This is a genomic window from Alicyclobacillus acidoterrestris (assembly GCF_022674245.1).
GTDB classification, from domain to species: domain Bacteria; phylum Bacillota; class Bacilli; order Alicyclobacillales; family Alicyclobacillaceae; genus Alicyclobacillus; species Alicyclobacillus acidoterrestris.
In genome coordinates, this window is sequence record NZ_CP080467.1 from 571,753 (window position 1) to 589,018 (window position 17,266).

18 protein-coding genes are annotated in these 17,266 nt (G+C 55.4%); 16 read left to right on the plus strand and 2 right to left on the minus strand.

The features are described from left to right. The first annotated feature begins 79 nt into the window (after positions 1-79). Genes speE through K1I37_RS02710 form a run of 3 tightly spaced genes read left to right on the plus strand, consistent with a single transcriptional unit; the run spans position 80 to position 2,268 of the window. Positions 80-913, plus strand: a complete 834-nt coding sequence (gene speE, locus K1I37_RS02700; protein WP_021295246.1) for a polyamine aminopropyltransferase — start codon at positions 80-82, stop codon at positions 911-913. After that, entirely contained in the window at positions 910-1,797 is an 888-nt protein-coding gene (gene speB / locus K1I37_RS02705) for an agmatinase (RefSeq protein ID WP_021295245.1), read from the plus strand. The genes speE and speB overlap by 4 nt, the downstream gene beginning before the upstream one ends. An 18-nt stretch (positions 1,798-1,815) precedes the next feature. Then, entirely contained in the window at positions 1,816-2,268 is a 453-nt protein-coding gene (locus tag K1I37_RS02710) for a YwiB family protein (protein WP_021295244.1), read from the plus strand. 407 nt (positions 2,269-2,675) lie between these two features. On the opposite strand, the gene K1I37_RS21465 is transcribed toward K1I37_RS02710, so the two are convergent. Then, the gene (locus K1I37_RS21465; RefSeq protein ID WP_272496362.1) at positions 2,676-2,798 is read right to left on the minus strand and encodes a hypothetical protein; all 123 of its coding nucleotides are present in this window, start codon (positions 2,796-2,798) and stop codon (positions 2,676-2,678) included. Positions 2,799-2,974: 176 nt separating this feature from the next. Here K1I37_RS21465 and K1I37_RS02715 point away from each other — a divergent pair, with 176 nt between their 5' ends. Beyond that, positions 2,975-3,205, plus strand: coding sequence for a hypothetical protein (locus tag K1I37_RS02715; RefSeq protein WP_021296798.1), 231 nt, complete (start codon positions 2,975-2,977; stop codon positions 3,203-3,205). A 60-nt stretch (positions 3,206-3,265) separates the two neighbouring features. On the opposite strand, the gene K1I37_RS02720 is transcribed toward K1I37_RS02715, so the two are convergent. Beyond that, positions 3,266-4,066, minus strand: coding sequence for a glycosyltransferase family 2 protein (locus K1I37_RS02720; protein ID WP_021296799.1), 801 nt, complete (start codon positions 4,064-4,066; stop codon positions 3,266-3,268). Between the two features lie 307 nt (positions 4,067-4,373). On the opposite strand from K1I37_RS02720, the gene K1I37_RS02725 reads away from it, so the two are divergent. The 12 genes from K1I37_RS02725 to K1I37_RS02780 all read left to right on the plus strand — a co-directional run bounded on the left by K1I37_RS02725 (position 4,374) and on the right by K1I37_RS02780 (position 17,190). Next, positions 4,374-6,362, plus strand: coding sequence for a (Fe-S)-binding protein (locus K1I37_RS02725; protein ID WP_021296800.1), 1,989 nt, complete (start codon positions 4,374-4,376; stop codon positions 6,360-6,362). A 98-nt stretch (positions 6,363-6,460) separates the two neighbouring features. Further along, positions 6,461-7,243 (plus strand): enoyl-CoA hydratase/isomerase family protein, encoded by a 783-nt coding sequence (locus K1I37_RS02730; RefSeq protein WP_021296801.1) that lies wholly within the window; start codon positions 6,461-6,463, stop codon positions 7,241-7,243. A 299-nt stretch (positions 7,244-7,542) separates the two neighbouring features. Next, positions 7,543-8,031 carry a DNA-directed RNA polymerase subunit delta gene (rpoE, locus tag K1I37_RS02735; protein WP_236613889.1) on the plus strand — a complete coding sequence of 163 codons (489 nt, stop codon included), beginning with the start codon at positions 7,543-7,545 and terminating at the stop codon, positions 8,029-8,031. Between the two features lie 100 nt (positions 8,032-8,131). Then, complete coding sequence (locus K1I37_RS02740; RefSeq protein WP_021296803.1) at positions 8,132-9,739, plus strand: CTP synthase; 1,608 nt, start codon at positions 8,132-8,134, stop codon at positions 9,737-9,739. Positions 9,740-9,842: 103 nt separating this feature from the next. Continuing rightward, positions 9,843-10,205: a response regulator gene (locus K1I37_RS02745; protein WP_021296804.1), complete on the plus strand. Its 363-nt coding sequence runs from the start codon at positions 9,843-9,845 to the stop codon at positions 10,203-10,205. Between the two features lie 108 nt (positions 10,206-10,313). Further along, positions 10,314-10,961 carry a fructose-6-phosphate aldolase gene (fsa, locus tag K1I37_RS02750; protein WP_021296805.1) on the plus strand — a complete coding sequence of 216 codons (648 nt, stop codon included), beginning with the start codon at positions 10,314-10,316 and terminating at the stop codon, positions 10,959-10,961. A gap of 372 nt (positions 10,962-11,333) precedes the next feature. Further along, positions 11,334-12,620, plus strand: a complete 1,287-nt coding sequence (gene rho, locus K1I37_RS02755) for a transcription termination factor Rho (RefSeq protein ID WP_021296806.1) — start codon at positions 11,334-11,336, stop codon at positions 12,618-12,620. 148 nt (positions 12,621-12,768) lie between these two features. Beyond that, a complete protein-coding gene (gene rpmE, locus K1I37_RS02760; RefSeq protein ID WP_081654107.1) occupies positions 12,769-12,975 on the plus strand; it encodes a 50S ribosomal protein L31 in 207 nt (68 codons plus the stop codon). 197 nt (positions 12,976-13,172) lie between these two features. Next, positions 13,173-14,246, plus strand: coding sequence for a peptide chain release factor 1 (gene prfA, locus K1I37_RS02765; protein ID WP_021296807.1), 1,074 nt, complete (start codon positions 13,173-13,175; stop codon positions 14,244-14,246). Beyond that, on the plus strand, positions 14,247-15,212 hold the full coding sequence (gene prmC, locus K1I37_RS02770; protein WP_021296808.1) for a peptide chain release factor N(5)-glutamine methyltransferase: 966 nt from the start codon (positions 14,247-14,249) through the stop codon (positions 15,210-15,212). Positions 15,213-15,332: 120 nt separating this feature from the next. Further along, positions 15,333-16,028, plus strand: a complete 696-nt coding sequence (spoIIR, locus tag K1I37_RS02775) for a stage II sporulation protein R (RefSeq protein ID WP_021296809.1) — start codon at positions 15,333-15,335, stop codon at positions 16,026-16,028. Positions 16,029-16,119: 91 nt separating this feature from the next. Then, entirely contained in the window at positions 16,120-17,190 is a 1,071-nt protein-coding gene (locus K1I37_RS02780; RefSeq protein ID WP_021296810.1) for an L-threonylcarbamoyladenylate synthase, read from the plus strand. The last annotated feature ends 76 nt before the right edge of the window (positions 17,191-17,266 follow it).

Sequence of the window (17,266 nt, forward strand, 5' to 3'; positions counted from 1 at the left end):
TCAACGAACCTTGTGTACGGCTCGTCTCAGTTTGGTATAATACGGGCTGCATGCCTTATTTGAGAGGAGAGACACGACTGTGCCTCAATCGAATTTATGGTTTACCGAACTTCAGAATGAAAATTTGTCCATCGGTTTGCGCATCGAGAAGACATTACATAGTGAAGTGACCCCTTACCAGACGCTCGACGTCTATGAAACAAAGCAATATGGCCGCTTGCTCGTTTTGGATGGCTGCGTCATGACCACAGATAAGGACGAATTCGTCTATCACGAGATGCTGTCGCATGTGCCGATGCACACGCACCCGAATCCGAAGAACGTCCTGGTCGTCGGCGGCGGGGACGGCGGAATTATCCGCGAGGTCATCAAGCATCCGTCTGTTGAGCGCGCGGTGCTCGCGGAAATCGACGGCGCAGTGGTCGAGGCTTCGAAAAAGTACTTCCCGCAGATTGCGGCGGGGCTGAGTGACCCGCGCGTGGACGTGCAGATTGTCGACGGCATCAAGTATGTCGAAGACCACCCGGACACGTTCGACGTGATTTTAATTGACTCGACCGACCCGATTGGACCGGCTGTCGGCCTGTTCAGCAAAAAGTTTTATGAATCGGTCTTTCGCGCCCTAAAGTCCGACGGCGTGATGGCCGCTCAGACGGAATCTCCGTTCGTCAACCAGGAACTGATTCAGAACGTCATGCGCGACGTTCGCGGAACGTTCCCGATTTCGCAATTGTATTTGGCGCATGTGCCGACGTACCCGACGGGTATGTGGAGTTTTACGATGGGCAGCAAGGTTCACCGCCCGCAGGACGTTCAAACCTGCCGCGTACAAAACACGCGCTACTACAACGCGCAGGTGCATCATGCGTCTTTGGCCCTGCCGCAATTCGTTAAGGAGCTCGTCGAGTCATGAGTTTTGAGTTCGAACTCGCAAAACCGTTCGCGCCTGAGTACAGCGGGAATGTGTTCATCGGATCGAGTGACGATTTCGCTGCCGCACAGGCCGTGATTTACGGGATGCCCATGGATTGGACCGTGTCGTTCCGCTCAGGCACGCGCCTGGGCCCGACGCGCATCCGCGAAGTCAGCCTCGGGCTCGAGGAATACAGCCCGTATCTAGATAAAGATCTCGCGGATATCACCTACTTTGACGCCGGTGATATTCCACTGCCATTCGGCAATCCCGAAGAGAGCGTGCACCGCATCTACACGTACGTGCGTGCGCTCTACGAAGCGGGCAAGTTGCCGATAGGGCTCGGTGGGGAGCATTTGGTCTCGTGGGGATCGATTCGAGCAGCCGCCGAAAAGTACCCGGACTTGCGCGTCATCCATATTGACGCACATACGGATTTGCGCGACCACTACGAAGGCCAGCCGTTTTCGCACGCGACGGTGATTAAGAAGGTATGTGACGCAATCGGGCCGGACAAGGTGTATCAGTTCGGCATTCGCTCCGGCACCCGTGAGGAGTTCGCCTGGGCGCGCGAAAACACGCATTTCTTCCCGTTTGAACTGGCAGATCCACTGCAGACCGTCTTGCCGGAACTTCACGACAAGCCGATTTACGTGACGTGGGATATTGACGTGTTCGATCCCGCCACAGCCCCTGGCACAGGCACCGCCGAGCATGGCGGCATCTTCGCGCCAGAAGCGTTCCGCGCGATGCGCTACTTGGCTTCGCTGGACGTCGTGGGCTTCGATTTGGTCGAGGTATCACCGCAGATTGACCCGACGGAACAGACGCAAATCCTCGCGTCGAAGCTGATTCGCGAGGCGTTGCTTGCGTTTGTCAAGTGAGATGGGTGAGTGAAGCCGATGCATACAAATTCAGGTTCAGGTAATCAGTCGATGTCGCCGGACAAGCGCACTTGTGTGCTCACATGGGTCCGGCGCACGGACGCACTGCAACAGCCGGAGACGGAACAGATTTCGGACGTCGTCTGGCAGCAGAAGGCCGGCGCGCACTACCTGTCGTACGAGGAACCTGTCTCGGACGCCGCTGGCACGGTGCGCACGACCTTGCGCCTCGAGGCGGATGCCATCACGTGGATTCGCCACGGCGTCATCAACTGGACGCACACCTTCCGCGCGGGCGAACACCATACGTCGCACATGGCGATGGGGCCGCAGTCGGTGTCCATTTCGACCACGACGACGAGCCTGCACGTAGACGTCGGGCCAAACGGCGGTCACGCTACCTTGGTCTACGCCATGCAGATGGCGGGCGAGGAGAGCGACGTCGCGCTTGAGCTCACGTTTGAGGCGTAAGTCAGCCTTTGACGCCCGGTAGGGCGTCAAAGGCAGGGCGAGCACCTGCCGCCGGGGACGGCGGCGAGGTGCGGCGCTTCGGCAGCAGGGTGGCTTGTGGGGCCGGCGGGATCGGGCGGTGCGGCTGCGGGGCATCGGCGGGATCGAGCGGGATCGAGCGGGATCGAGCGGGATCGAGCGGGATCGACCGCAGGCAGCGCTCCGAGTGTCGGATGAATGTCCGGCTGGCTGGCTGGAGACAGGATAGCGCACGAAAAGTGCCTTATTGTCGGGATGTGCGGAGAATTAGCCCGTTTAGCGCATGAAATTTGTCTTATGCCCCACAAAACCAACGGAAAATGACGTCTGGGCCGCGAATAAGGCATTTTTTGTGTCTTAACCGGCGGCTTTTCAGTTGATCTGTCTTATTAAGACATGCGCCATCGCTGGCTCGATCCCGGCGGGCGTTCCCATCCCCGCCCCATCACTTGGGTACCTGCAGTGCCTACCGCACCCGCAATCCACGCGGTGACCGCATTTGCGCTACTCACAGCCCGCACTCACCGCAGCCCAATTGCCAATTCCTCCTCCTATACCCAGGATACCCGGTGTTTCGCGACTCAATGGACTGTTTACTCCACGGTTGGACAGAATAATAAAGGTGTGCCTGGCGCATAAGCAGCTGTTGTCCTCGGCGCCAATTCAAAATCGAGGATAGGTGATAGCCGTGGATGTGCGAGAGCAGGAAGCGCGCTTCATTCGAACCCTGATGGAGGCGATGCGCGAAGAGGTCATGCGGGAGTTTGCCGATGCGTCGCCGACAGACACCGGGGATTGGACAAGCCACATGGCGGGTCAATATGGTGCGATGCTGTATCAGCGAGCGAGGCAGATTGTCCGGAAGTCTGCTGATCTGCCGCAGCACGACGGGCACACGAAGCGCCGCAAACGCCCATGACGCGCCCGCGCGCAGCGAGGTCCATTCATCCCCACAAGCCCCTCGAATAAATGTTATCTGTTATCGCTTGGGTATCAGGGCCTTGATGTCCAGCCAGCCCTCCGGGTGGATGTAGAACTCGGGTTCGTATTCGTCTCCCCACTCTTTGAGCATCCGCGTGAAGATGTATCGTTTCACCTCGATGAACTTGTCGCGGGTTTCCGGTTTGGTCATGTTGTCCGCGTGAACGCGTATATTGTACAGATCGTCGTTGACGTAAATAAAGCGGCTGATGTGGATGAGCTTTAGCAGCAGCAGACGGTCTTCGGCCATGCGGCCGTCAGTAATGGGATCCCGCTCGAATCCACCGACCTCGCGTACCGTCGAGGTACGCAAAAATCGTGGGACGAGGGTGGGACCGTAGAGGATGAAATCGTATTGATTGTCAAATGCGCGTCCTGGCTGTTGCGCCTGCTGAATTAACTGGCCGTCTGGATGTTCGTGCCAGATGACGGCGTTGCCACAGACGAGGGAGACGTCGGCGGAGGCCGCCTCGATGGCCGTCAGGCAGGTTTCCAGCGTTTGCGGTGCATACCAATCGTCGCTGTCGAGGATGGTAAAGTAACGCGTGCGCACGGCGTCTAGGCCCGCCTGCAGCGCTTGGCCGAGGCCGCGGTTTTCGGGCAGCGCGAGGCACTGAATGCGCCGGTCGAGTTTGCGATACGTCTCTACGACGTCACGAGTATGGTCAGTGGATCCGTCATCTATCACGATGCAAACAAAGTCTTGCAGCGTTTGCCGTTGAATGCTTTCGATGGCTTGGCCAACATACTGTTCCCGGTTGTAAGCAGGAATCAGGACGGTGACGAGCGGTTCGTTCATAGTATCCCTCCAAAGTTGCTGCGTCCGGAGTGCCTTCGGCCATTATAATCGGTGCTAGATGAGGTGCCAAATGCTGCTCAAAATGCCGCCCCAAATGCTCCCACAAATGTTGCCCGGTTGTGGCGCGTCGCCGGTGAAGTCGCCGCATTTGTCGGCGTAGGAACATAGGCCCATGCGTAAGCGCCTACATTTTCGTGGCGAGAAGGGTTCTTTTCCTCGACAGTTGTGTTATGATTCACAGTATACCGACCGGTTGGTCGGGAGTGAGCGTTGACCGCGTGACCTGAGTGTGCGAGGAGGCATCCCGATGCGATTTGCGATTCAACTCATTCTATTTATTCTCGTGTTTGGAACCGGCGTATTTTTGTTTGCTACGGCGGTGGTGGACCGTTACAAATTCCTTCGTGTCGCACAGGAGGATAACGCGCGTACGGGACGGCACGGGGCGCGTATTTGGAGTTTTATCACCAACGTGCTTCTGCAGAAAAAGGTGATTGCAGAGCCCTCCGGCATTGGTCACCTGTTTATTTTCTGGGGCTTTCTAGTGCTCGTCTTTGGCGATTTGGATTTTCTCGTCTATCACGTGAGCGGTTGGCACTTTCCGTGGGCGGGTATGGCTTGGTATCTCTTCATGCAGGAAATGTTCTCGCTATTTGTAATTGCCGCAATCATCGTGGCGGCATTTCGCCGGTATATCATTCGTCCGATGCGGACTGAACCGACACTTGAGGCGGGATTGATTTTAGGCCTTATCACCATGCTGGTGGTGACGTATTTCGTCGCAACAGGTGCGGAGATGGCAGAACGCGGCGTGTTCCCGGGCAACGCGTCACCCGTGCTCAACGGTATTGCGCACGGGTTTCAAGGGACATCTGCAGGTGTGCTCACCATTGTGGCTGAAATCGCCTTTTGGGTGCACGTCCTGTGTCTGACGGCGTTTCTCTATGTCATCCCGAGATCGAAACATTCGCACATGATGGGCGCGATGGCGAACTGGTATTTCCGACGCTATGACGCTCCTGGTAAATTGCGTAAACTGGATTTGGAAGATGAGCAAGTCGAGGAGTTTGGTGTCGGGCAGATTCACCAATTCACGTGGAAGCAACTGTTGGACGGTTACGCCTGTACGGAATGTGGTCGCTGTCATATCAATTGCCCGGCTACGCTCAGCGGCAAACCGCTGTCGCCGCGAAATGTCATCCTGAAGATGAAAGATACCATCACGGCCGAGGGGCCTGGGCTATTGGCACAGATGGCGGCTGGCGCGGAGACGTTGTCGTCGCAACCACTGTTTGAAGGTGTCTTCACAGAAGAAGAGGTGTGGGCTTGCACGACGTGCCGCGCTTGTGAAGAAGCCTGCCCTGTCGCGAATGAGCACGTCCAGGACATCATTGATTTGCGCCGCTACCTGGTGTTGACAGAAGGCAAGGCTTCGCCAGAGGTCAACAAGGTGTTCCAAAACTTGGAGCGGCAGTCGAATGAGTGGGGGATTAGCCGGCGGGATCGGGCGAAGTGGGTAGGAGAACTGCCGGTCAAGACGATGGCGGAGGTCGATGGTCAGGCGGAGTACCTGTTCTTTGTCGGTACGGCGGCCTCGTTCGATCAGCGCGGTCAGAAAATTGCCCAGGCATTCGCCAAAATTCTTCTGGCGGCTGGCGTGGATTTCGCGATTTTGGCGGAGGAAGAGGAGAGCGACGGCGACTCCGCGAGGCGGCTTGGCAACGAGTTTTTGTATCAAGAGTTTGTCGAGCGCAATATCGAGACGTTCCGCCAGTATGGCGTCAAGAAGATTATCACGACCGATCCGCATGCGTATAACACGTTTAAAAATGAGTACCCGGACTTTGGATTTGAGGCGGAGGTCTATCACGCCACGGAGTTCGCCGTGCAGTTGCTGCAACAAGGGCGTCTTCAGCCGACGGTTGCACTCAATCAGACGGTCACCTACCACGACTCTTGCTATCTTGGGCGCTACAACGGCATATACGACGCTCCGCGTCTGATTTTACAGGCGATTCCCGGCGTCAAACTGGTCGAAATGGAACGGCATCACAACAAGAGCATGTGTTGTGGCGCGGGTGGCGGCGGGATGTTCAAAGAGGAGACAGGAACCCGCATTAATGTCCTGCGGGCCGAACAGGCGATTCGCACGGGCGCCACGGTGATTGGCACTGCTTGCCCGTATTGTATGACGATGATGAACGACGGTACGAAGGCGCACGGGAAGGAAGAAGAGATTCAAACGTACGACGTGGTGGAACTGTTGGCGATGTCGATCGCGCCTGCGGCCGAATAACCTATTGTGCATATGTTGAAACTTGCTTGCGTAACATGAACCACACAACCACAGCCCGTTCCTGTCGGATGCACCGGGCGACGATGGGAGGACTCACTTTGGCACAAGAGAATTTTGTTCAGCTGCAGTTCGAGAATCAGACGGCGATTCTTACCCTCAACCGACCGCAACAACGAAACGTGCTCAATCGCGACGTATTGTCGGAGCTTGGCATGCACATTGCGGTGTTGTCCGGCCGCAGGGACATTCGGACCATTCTTCTGCGCGGTGAAGGCGACGCGTTTAGTGTTGGAGCGGATATCGCTTTGCTCCAGGAGATGAATGCGCAACAAGCGGAACAATTTGCACGGATGGGGCAGCGGGTCTTTAGTGCGCTCGCAAATCTACCACAGCCGACGATTGCGCTCGTTCATGGCTTTGCGTTGGGCGGCGGCCTGGAGTTGGCGTTGGCGTGTGATGTGCGTATTTGTGCAGAAACTGCGCAGTTTGGGCAGCCGGAGGTACAACTTGGCGTCCTGCCAGGCTTCGGAGGTAGTCAGCGGCTGCCGCGAATCATTGGAGTCGGTCGGGCGTTGCACATGATGTTATCCGGTTCGCGGATTGACGCCGCCACTGCGTTGTCGTACGGTTTGGTCACGCAGGTCGTACCCGATGATGCGTTGCTCGAGACGGGCTTGGCTTATGCACAGGGGCTGCATCGGATGGCTCCACTCGCTTTGCAGTATGTCAAGCGGGCGGTGCACGACGGGATGGAGGTAGATCTCCAGCGCGGTCAGTCCCTGGAGGCGACATTGTTTGGCCTCGTCAGCGCGACGGTGGACAAGCAGGAGGGCATGCGAGCGTTTATCGAGAAGAGATCGCCGGAGTTCCGTGGAGAGTAAGTAATCTGTATACTCGTTGTGGTGGGACCGAATGTTCTTTTTCGTGTGGGTCCTGTAGAGCGTAGATACATGCGCCATAGATTGTGTTCACGCGGACTTTGCGGTTAGGTTAAAATCGGTAAAACTATGGGTATGCTGACATAGGTGACGGAAGTTTTTTCTGTTGCCGAGCCAAACTCAGGAAATGCATGACACTGTCTTGCAGCGTATGCTATAATCCATGTATTTGCTACGAGGTGTAGAAGGGACGGGTGTGAATGGCTGTCACCTTGACGCGGTCGGATCATGAGATCCAACAAATGCCGTTAGTGGAGCTTGCCTACGAGATCCTCAAGGCAAAGAAAGAGCCGCTTTATTTTCGCGATATCATGAAGGAAATCCAAGAGTTGCGCAATCTCACGGAGGAGCAGTTCAACGACGTGATTGCCCGGGTCTACACAGAGATCAACGTCGATGGTCGCTTCATCTGTATTGGTCAGAACGTGTGGGGGCTGAACCGTTGGTATCCAACTGACAAGGTAGCCGAACGGCTCAGCGGGAAGAAATTCATCCGCAAGTCCGGCGATGCCTTCAGTGACGATGACGACGATTTGGATGATGAGTACGAGGACGTCGAACCGGTGGATGCCGACGAGTCAGACTTTGACGTACCGGCCGCCGACGATGAAATTGACTTCGATTCGGGCGCGGATGACGACGATGATGCATTGTCGGACGACGACGAAGAGTTCGAGGAAGACGAGTTGTATGATGAAGACGATGAGGACCAAGCGGAAGAGGAAGACTAACGGATAACTCAGTCGTCTTGACTGCGTTCTGGGTGTGACCAGGGCGCAGTTTTTGTGTGTGGTTCGGTGTCTTGCAAATACATGGAAGGGGCAGTGGTTCATGAGCACGAAATATATTTTCGTGACGGGCGGTGTCGTGTCCGGGCTTGGAAAAGGAATTACGGCCGCATCCTTGGGGCGATTGTTAAAAAATCGAGGCCTCAACGTCACGATTCAAAAGTTTGATCCATATATCAATGTCGACCCAGGTACAATGAGTCCATATCAGCACGGCGAGGTGTTTGTGACCGACGACGGCGCCGAAACGGACCTGGATTTAGGGCATTATGAGCGATTTATTGACAACAATTTGAGTCAGGCGAACAACGTCACCAGTGGCCGTATTTACTGGTCGGTCATCTCCAAGGAACGCCGCGGTGACTACCTTGGCGGCACGGTGCAAGTCATCCCTCACGTCACCAACGAAATCAAAGAACGGATTATGCAGGCTGCAAAACCGGATACCGATATTGTGATCACCGAGATTGGCGGCACGGTCGGTGACATCGAAAGCCAACCATTCCTCGAAGCGATTCGCGAGATGAAGGGTGAGGTTGGTCGCAACAACGTTCTCTACATCCACGTGACGTTGATTCCGTATTTGCGGATGGCCGGAGAAGTCAAAACGAAGCCGACACAGCACAGTGTCGCATCCCTGCGCAGCATTGGCATCAGCCCGAATGTGATTGTCTGTCGGACAGAGGTGCCACTGGCTGACGACGTCAAGAAAAAAATCGCCTTGTTCTGCGATACGGATGAAGATTCCGTCGTTGAAGCGCGCGATGCCGACGTCCTTTATGAAGTGCCGTTGATGCTGCGCGACCAAGGGCTGGACGATATTGTATTGCGTCACTTTGGCATTGAGGCACCGGCACCAGACCTCGACGAGTGGATTGCGATGGTCAACCGCGTCAAGTCTCTGCACCGCGAGGTGACGATTGCCGTCGTCGGTAAGTATGTCGCGCTGCCAGACGCCTATGCCAGCGTCATTGCGGCACTGAATCACGGCGGTTATGAGAACGATGCGCACGTCAATATCCGTTGGGTCCATGCAGAAGAGGTCACACAGTTGAATGTGGACAAGTTGTTGGCTGGCGTTGACGGGATTTTGGTACCAGGTGGATTCGGAGACAGAGGGATTGAAGGGAAGATTGTCGCAGCGCAATACGCGCGTGAACGCAATATCCCGTATTTCGGCATTTGTTTGGGAATGCAAATCGCCGTGATTGAGTACGCTAGGCACGTAGCTGGAATGGACGGCGCGCATACCAGTGAAATTGATCCGCAGACGCCGTATCCCGTCATCGATTTATTGCCGGAGCAGCAAGATATTGAGGACAAGGGTGGCACGATGCGTCTAGGCGCGTACCCTTGCCGGTTGCGCGAGGGTTCTTTGGCAGCCGCCGCTTATCAAGCGGATTGGGTTTCCGAACGCCACCGCCACCGCTATGAATTCAATAATGAATTCCGGGCCAAGTTGGAAGAGAATGGCCTCGTGATTACGGGCACCTCACCGGATGGCCGCCTCGTGGAGATTGTCGAGGTTCCAAACCATCGCTGGTATGTTGGCGTGCAATTCCACCCAGAATTCACGTCGCGCCCGAATCGCGCGCAACCGCTGTTCCGTGAATTTATCGCGGCCAGCGTCGCATATCAGTCGGAACGCTGAAAACTTCCGCTGAAAACTTCCTAGGAGACACGAAGGATTCTCTGTCGGACATGCCGAACTCTCCTCTTGCAGATAGAGTGGTATGTCAAGAAGAGGTGTTTGTGTGTCGTATAAAGTCTTGGTAGTTGATGACCAGTTTGGGATTCGAGTACTCTTACAGGAAGTTTTACAGCGAGAAGGCTATGAGATTTTTCAAGCGCCCAATGGTACGACAGCGTTAGACATTGTGCAGCGAGAACACCCGGATTTGATTTTGCTGGATATGAAGATTCCAGGGATGGACGGACTGGAGATCTTGAGAAACATTCGCAAACTCGAGTTAGACACAAAAGTGATTATGATGACGGCTTACGGTGAACTCGATTTGATTCAAGAGGCGATGGAGATGGGCGCGCTCGCGCATTTCACCAAGCCGTTTGATATAGATGAGTTGCGACAGGCAGTAAAAGATCAGTTGCAATCTTAAGGCGAGTCTGCGCGTTCGGCTGCAGAGGTCTGCGACGGTACGAATGATGACACGGGCTGTTGGGTCAGGTGACTGCGATGAGAAATGACTGCATGAGGAGTGACTGTAATGAAGTTGTTTCTCGACACGATACACGTCGAAGACATTCGTCAGGCTGCCCAAATGGGGATTCTCAGAGGCGTCACCACGAACCCGAGCCTCGTGGCAAAGGCAGGTCGCGATTACATCGAGGTGCTTCAGCAGATTGTGCCGCTGGTGGACGGCCCGACCAGCGCCGAAGTGGTGAGTTTGGACGCGGATGGCATGGTGAGAGAGGCGTTGTCTCTCGCTGACCTCGACCACAACATCGTGATTCAGGTTCCCATGACGACAGAGGGGCTCAAGGCGGTCTACCAGCTGGCGAATCTCGGAATCCACACCAATGTGACCTTGGTGTTCAGCGTCAATCAGGCGTTGTTGGCCGCACAGGCGGGCGCGCGATACGTCAGTCCGTTCCTCGGGCGGCTCGACGATATCAGCCTCGACGGGGTCGCGTTGATTGCGGACATCGTACAGGTTTTTCGCACACACGACATCGATACCGAGGTGATTGCGTCGAGTATCCGCCATCCCAGCCACGTGACACAGGCGGCAAAGGCGGGCGCACATATTGCCGCCGTGCCATTTGACGTGTTAGACCAGATGATTAAGCATCCGCTGACAGATAGAGGAATTGAACGTTTCTTGGCTGATTGGAGTACATTACAAAAGAGATGACCTCAGGACTTCAAACGCTGTGACTAGGCCGCCAATCGGCGGCTCGTCAGGGCACCTGAAACTTGTACAGCTTCCCCGCTTGTAGAATTGGGTAGAACGGGTCTATACTATGCTTATCATCCGCTGTGTCACCCTATTCCATTGATTCACATGGCATGTATTGCTCTCCTCGACACCGGATAAAAAGAGATCACTATCCTCTCCACCTTCGTTTCCTTCCGTGTGAATTGGACGGTGTTATGCCAAACGGTAACTTCTGAATGCGAAAGTCAGCCACGGAGGCGTGACTACAATTTTATTTGCTTTTATCGCGCGAAATGCGCGTGACCCACACCGCAGTTTGTGTATGGCGGAGAAGAAAGAGGGACAAATTTGGACATTCGTGAACTGGAAGAAAAGAAACTAACCGAACTTTATAAGTTTGCAAAGGAATATCAAATCCCATATTACGGGACGATGAAAAAACGCGAACTCATCTTCGCCATTTTGAAGGCGCAAGCAGAAAAAGACGGTTTGATGTTTGCTGAGGGCGTACTCGAAATTATGCAGGACGGCTATGGATTCCTGCGGCCGGTAGGCTACTTGCCGAGCCAGGAGGACATCTACGTTGCCGCGTCGCAGATTCGCCGCTTTGACCTGCGCACAGGCGACCTCGTCTCCGGTAAAGTACGGCCGCCGAAGGAAAACGAACGGTACTTTGGCCTGCTCCACGTGGAAGCTGTGAATGGATACAGCCCAGAGGTTGCTGCAGAACGCGTACACTTCCCAGCATTGACTCCGCTGTTTCCAACCGAGCGCATCCGCATGGAAACCACACCAGAACACATCGCAACCCGGTTGATTGACTTGTTCACACCAGTCGGCTTTGGTCAACGCGGATTGATTGTTGCACCGCCCAAAGCTGGTAAGACGCTTCTTCTCAAAGAGATTGCCAACAGCATCGCGGAAAACTACCCGGAAGCCCATCTATTCGTACTCCTGATTGACGAACGCCCAGAGGAAGTCACAGACATGCAGCGCTCGGTCACCGGTGAGGTTGTCGCTTCGACCTTTGATGAGTTGCCGGAAAACCACATCAAGGTGGCAGAACTGGTCTTGGAGCGCGCACTTCGTCTGGTTGAGCACGGTCAAAACGTCATCATTTTGATGGACAGTATTACGCGGCTCGCGCGCGCCTACAACCTCGTCGTTCCACCAAGCGGGCGTACGCTTTCCGGTGGTATTGACCCTGCAGCATTTCACCGGCCTAAGCGATTCTTTGGCTCGGCGCGCAATGTGGAGGAAGGCGGCAGCTTGACTATCCTCGCGACGGCGCTCATTGAGACCGGATCGCGAATGGACGATGTCATTTATGAGGAATTCAAAGGAACCGGGAACATGGAACTTCACCTCGACCGCAAGCTCGCTGAGAAGCGCGTCTTTCCAGCGCTCGACATTCGTCGCTCCGGCACGCGCAGAGAAGAAGCCTTGCTAACCAAAGACGAGCTCGAGAAGATGTGGGCTATCCGCAAATCGATGGGTGACAATCAAGAATTCACCGAGATGTTCCTCCGCAAATTCCGTCACTATAAGACGAACCAGGAGTTCCTCGACAGCTTGTCGCTGCACCGCGAGAAAAAGCCGAGTGGCACCGCTGCTGTAGGGGCTTCCAATTCATAAGGAATCGACAATGATTTCCTGTAAGATTGCGCAGCGTTCTGTACAATTTAAAAAAGTTTTCTTGCACACACGGGGCCCCGTGACAATGGAACAAATCTGTGTTATAATCAACGGCAGTGTTTAAATGCTCGAAGGGCGGTGAACAGACATGAAATCGGATATCCATCCGCATTACCATACAGTGACTGTAACCTGCGCATGTGGCAACACGTTTGAGACAGGCTCCGTGAAAGAGTCTCTTCGCGTGGAAATCTGCTCGAAGTGCCATCCGTTCTATACCGGTAAGCAAAAGCTCATCGATGCAGGCGGTCGTGTTGACAGGTTTAACAAGAAGTACGGGATGAAAGCACAATAAGTGCTTGAACACAGCTTCTTCTAGTCGGTGCGCTTTGGGTTCTTGTGGCAGTGTTCCTGCACACGGGAACCCATCGTGCCATATAAGCCATCGTTGGAACCGATGGTCGCCCGTTCGGGTGGCTTTTGTACGTGTCGGGTAACCAACTTTGGCTTTTTTATATCCTGTAAGACCCAGCGAGGTTGGAGGTGAGTGTCGTGTTTGAACGATTGGCGTCGATGGAGAATCGCTATGACCAGTTGAGTCAATTCTTGTGTGATCCGGCTGTAGTCAGCGACCCGAACCAACTCCGCACCTATGCCAAGGAGCAGTCGGATTTGCAAGAGACGGTCGAGACGTACCGGGCACTCAAGGCGGCGCAGCAGCAGCTCGCGGAGGCCAAGGAGATGCTGCAGGAGAAGTTGGACGACGAGATGAAGGAGTTTGTTCGCGCCGAGGTTGAACAGTTGCAGGGCGAGATCGACAACTTGCAGAACAAACTTCAGATTCTCTTGTTGCCGAAAGATCCGAACGACGACAAAAACGTCTTTGTCGAGATTCGGGCGGCGGCCGGCGGGGAGGAAGCCGCGTTGTTTGCCGGAACGCTTTTGCGCATGTACACGCGGTATGCGGAAGATCAAGGCTGGAAGACGCAGATGATTGACGCGCATTATACCGATATGGGTGGCTTCCGCGAAGTGACGTTGTCCATTCAGGGGCAAGGTGCGTTTAGCAAACTGAAGTTTGAAAGTGGGACACATCGCGTTCAACGCGTTCCAGTGACGGAGTCCGGTGGGCGTATTCACACGTCGACCGCAACCGTCGCTGTGCTGCCAGAGGTCGAAGAGGTCGAAGTCGAGGTGCAGGAGAAGGACATCCGCATCGACACGTTCTGCTCGACGGGACCGGGTGGGCAGAGTGTCAACACGACGCAATCGGCTGTCCGTATCACGCACCTACCGACTGGGATTGTGGTCTCCTGTCAGGATGAGAAATCGCAGATTAAGAACCGGGAAAAGGCGATGAAAGTCCTGCGTGCGCGGCTGTTCGAAAAGTATCAGCGCGAACAACAGGAGGAACAGGCTGCGTCCCGGAAAAACCAGGTGGGTACGGGGGATCGGAGCGAGCGGATTCGCACCTATAACTTTCCGCAAAGTCGGGTCACTGACCACCGCATCGGGATGACCCTCCACAAGCTGGAGCAGGTCCTTGCCGGAGATCTCGACGAAATCATCCACGGCCTCGTCGTGGCGGAGCGGGCGTCGATGTTGGAACAGGCTGCGGAGGCGTAAATGGAGCTATCTATCACATTTGCCCAGCTGGTGAAACAGGTGGCGCAGCGGCTCGGTACCAGTGCGGCATACCGCGATTGGCCTGCTGACGAGTTGGCGCATCAGACGCGCACGGAGGCAGAGCAATTGGTCTGCGCCGCTATGGACTGGACTAAGCTCGCCTTGCTGCAGCATTTGCCAGAAACTGTGCCAAATTCCGTAATCGACGTGGTTGACGGGTTGGTTCGCCGGCGCATAGACGGTGAGCCACTCGCTTACATACTGGGTTATACGTATTTTTACGGGCGGGTCTTTCGGGCGCGCCCTGGTGCTTTAATTCCGCGTCCGGATACGGAAACGTTGGTGGAGACGGTTTTGAATTGGATTCAGTCGCAAACCGACTCGGATGCGAGCGCCCTGACATCGCCGATTCGCGTGGTTGAAATTGGCCCTGGCACGGGTTGTATTTCTATCACGCTTCAACTTGAATGCCCTGCATCCGTGGTGACGGCGGTGGATATCTCCGCTGATGCGGTGAATCTAACGCGGGAAAATTGTAGCCGCTTGAACGCGGCGGTGGATGTGGTGCAAGGGGATGGCTTTGCGTACATCCAGCAACAGGGGCAGGCTGGTTACGCATTCGACGTGATTGTCAGCAACCCGCCGTACATCCCCCGTGGTGAGATTGACGAACTGGAGACGAGTGTGCGTCTGTACGAGCCCCATCTAGCGCTCGACGGTGGCGCGGATGGCCTCGATTTTTATCGGCGATTCGCAGCGCTACCACCTACGCTACTCGGACGAGCGGGTGCGCCTGCCGGACTCTTTTTAGAGGTTGGGATGGGGCAGGCGGAGGCAGTGGCGGAATTGTTCCGCGCCCACAGCGCGTGGCAGTCTTTTACGGTGTCCCTTCATCGCGATGTGCGAGGTGTCCATCGCGTGGTGGCCGTGACGCGGGGCGGTGATCGTTTTGGATGGGTTGATTGACCGGGGAAAAAGCCATAGTTTTTGCCCCGTCAATCTATCGCTACGAAAAATCTAGTAATCCGGTTTAAACCTACTAATGTCTGGCTAGAATGTTGCTAGATACGGTAGGAGGGATTCCGGATGCGGATTTCAAGACGGTTTGTAGCTTTTGTTGGGATAGTGGCTGTGGTCGTCGGTGGCGGGCGGATGTTGTTGCACAAGCCTGCGGCAGCAGAAGCAAAGGACGTCGTGTATCAAAACGTGGCGACACCACACGACGCGCCGATTCCAAAAGAAGCGCTCCGTCTTCGGATTATCGCGAACAGCGATAGCCCAGCAGATCAGAAGTTGAAGCTGGAAATCCGCGATGCGGTCGTCGAGCAAGTCGGTTCTTGGGTATCTGGCGCGAAAAACTCGACACAGGCACGGCAAATCGTCCTCAATCACATTCAACAAATTCAAGCGACGGCCACCCAGGTCGAACATGCGCACGGGGTCGATGAACCGATTCACACGGACGTCGGCAAGGTACCGTTCCCCACGAAGATCTACGGTAATCGCGTGTATCCAGCCGGTAATTACGAGGCACTTCGAATCACGATTGGTAAAGGTCAGGGCGCGAATTGGTGGTGTGTGCTGTACCCGCCGCTTTGTTTCATTGACGTTGCAGAGGGTGACGCAGTGCCGAACACCGGATCATTTCCTGATTTGCCGCCCCTCGAAACCATTCAGGTGCCTGGTGCGGATGGAAAAAAACAAACGGTACAGGTTCGCTTGGCGAGCGAGGATTACGGGGAATCGGCCATTAAGGCGTTGAAGCATTTGCTTGGCAAGTGATGCATGTTCGCCGGGGCTCATTTGCGGGATTTCGTATCTTGTGGGATGCTGTGATACGGTGATGAAACTAGAATTTTGTGAGGTGTGTCAAATGCAACGGTGGACTTTGGGTGATGACGACGGACACAATCGGGCGGCGCTCTCGCAAGCGGCTTCCTTGTTGCAGGGTGGCAAGCTCGTGGCTTTTCCGACGGAGACTGTGTACGGACTTGGTGCAAGCGCGCTAGATGAAGCCGCGGTCTTAAAAATTTTTCGCGCGAAACAGCGACCTGCCGACAACCCTTTAATCGTCCACATTGCAGATGAAACGCAACTCGCTTCTGTCCTGCCATCAGACTATGAACCAAGCAGGGCACATAAACAGTTGATGGACGCGTTTTGGCCGGGGCCGCTAACGCTCCTTTTTCCTGTGGGCGATGCCATTGCGCCTGCAGTGCATCCCGGGACCGATTTGGTCGGGGTGCGAATGCCGGACCACACTATCGCGCGTACGCTGATTCGCCTGAGTGACGTACCGATTGCGGCTCCGAGCGCGAACACCTCGGGGCGGCCGAGCCCGACGACGGCAGATGCCGTGGCGGAGGACCTTGGCGAAGTCATTGATGGACTAGTCGACGCGGGACCCTGTGGCATTGGCGTCGAGTCCACGGTGCTGCTCGTCGAGGAGGAGCGCGCGTTGATTCTGCGGCCCGGCGGAATTACCCAAGAGATGATAGCCGATGTCATCGATTTGCCCGTGGTTTACGATGCGCACTTGATCGATCTCGACGCGCCAGCGCTCGCACCGGGCATGAAATACCGTCACTATGCGCCAGATGCGCGGGTACATGTCTGGTGGGGCCAACCGGAGGAGATTTACCGGGCGATGCTCGAATTGCTGCTCGACGACGAAGTAGATCACGAATTGCGCGCGGCCATCGTTGCGCCGGACGATTTTCTCAGTCGTTACGAGTTGCCCGTCGCGCGTGACCTTGCGCGCCCACTGTGCCATGAGGCGTATGACGAAGCGCTGGCGAAACATCTGTATCGCCTGTTGCGCGAGTTCGATCACGCCGGCGCCACCGATATCCTCATCTATGGCGTCAATCCAGCGCGCGGGCTAGGGACTGCCGTGATGAACCGACTTCAAAAGGCCTCTGGAGGCCGCGTGTTGCGGGTGTAGGCGTGATTCGCCTGCCCCCAGCACATAATAATGAGCCCCTTTTATTTCCGCAAATGTGTCGGAAGTGAGAAGCAAC

Excerpts from the sequence above, each read along its gene's own strand:
- speB (WP_021295245.1), top strand. The coding sequence starts at position 910 with ATGAGTTTTGAGTTCGAACTCGCAAAACCGTTCGCGCCTGAGTACAGC.
- K1I37_RS02710 (WP_021295244.1), top strand. The coding sequence starts at position 1,816 with ATGCATACAAATTCAGGTTCAGGTAATCAGTCGATGTCGCCGGACAAG.
- K1I37_RS02720 (WP_021296799.1), bottom strand. The coding sequence starts at position 4,066 with ATGAACGAACCGCTCGTCACCGTCCTGATTCCTGCTTACAACCGGGAA.
- K1I37_RS02725 (WP_021296800.1), top strand. The coding sequence starts at position 4,374 with ATGCGATTTGCGATTCAACTCATTCTATTTATTCTCGTGTTTGGAACC.
- rpoE (WP_236613889.1), top strand. The coding sequence starts at position 7,543 with ATGCCGTTAGTGGAGCTTGCCTACGAGATCCTCAAGGCAAAGAAAGAG.
- K1I37_RS02740 (WP_021296803.1), top strand. The coding sequence starts at position 8,132 with ATGAGCACGAAATATATTTTCGTGACGGGCGGTGTCGTGTCCGGGCTT.
- fsa (WP_021296805.1), top strand. The coding sequence starts at position 10,314 with ATGAAGTTGTTTCTCGACACGATACACGTCGAAGACATTCGTCAGGCT.
- rpmE (WP_081654107.1), top strand. The coding sequence starts at position 12,769 with ATGAAATCGGATATCCATCCGCATTACCATACAGTGACTGTAACCTGC.
- prmC (WP_021296808.1), top strand. The coding sequence starts at position 14,247 with ATGGAGCTATCTATCACATTTGCCCAGCTGGTGAAACAGGTGGCGCAG.
- spoIIR (WP_021296809.1), top strand. The coding sequence starts at position 15,333 with ATGCGGATTTCAAGACGGTTTGTAGCTTTTGTTGGGATAGTGGCTGTG.
- K1I37_RS02780 (WP_021296810.1), top strand. The coding sequence starts at position 16,120 with ATGCAACGGTGGACTTTGGGTGATGACGACGGACACAATCGGGCGGCG.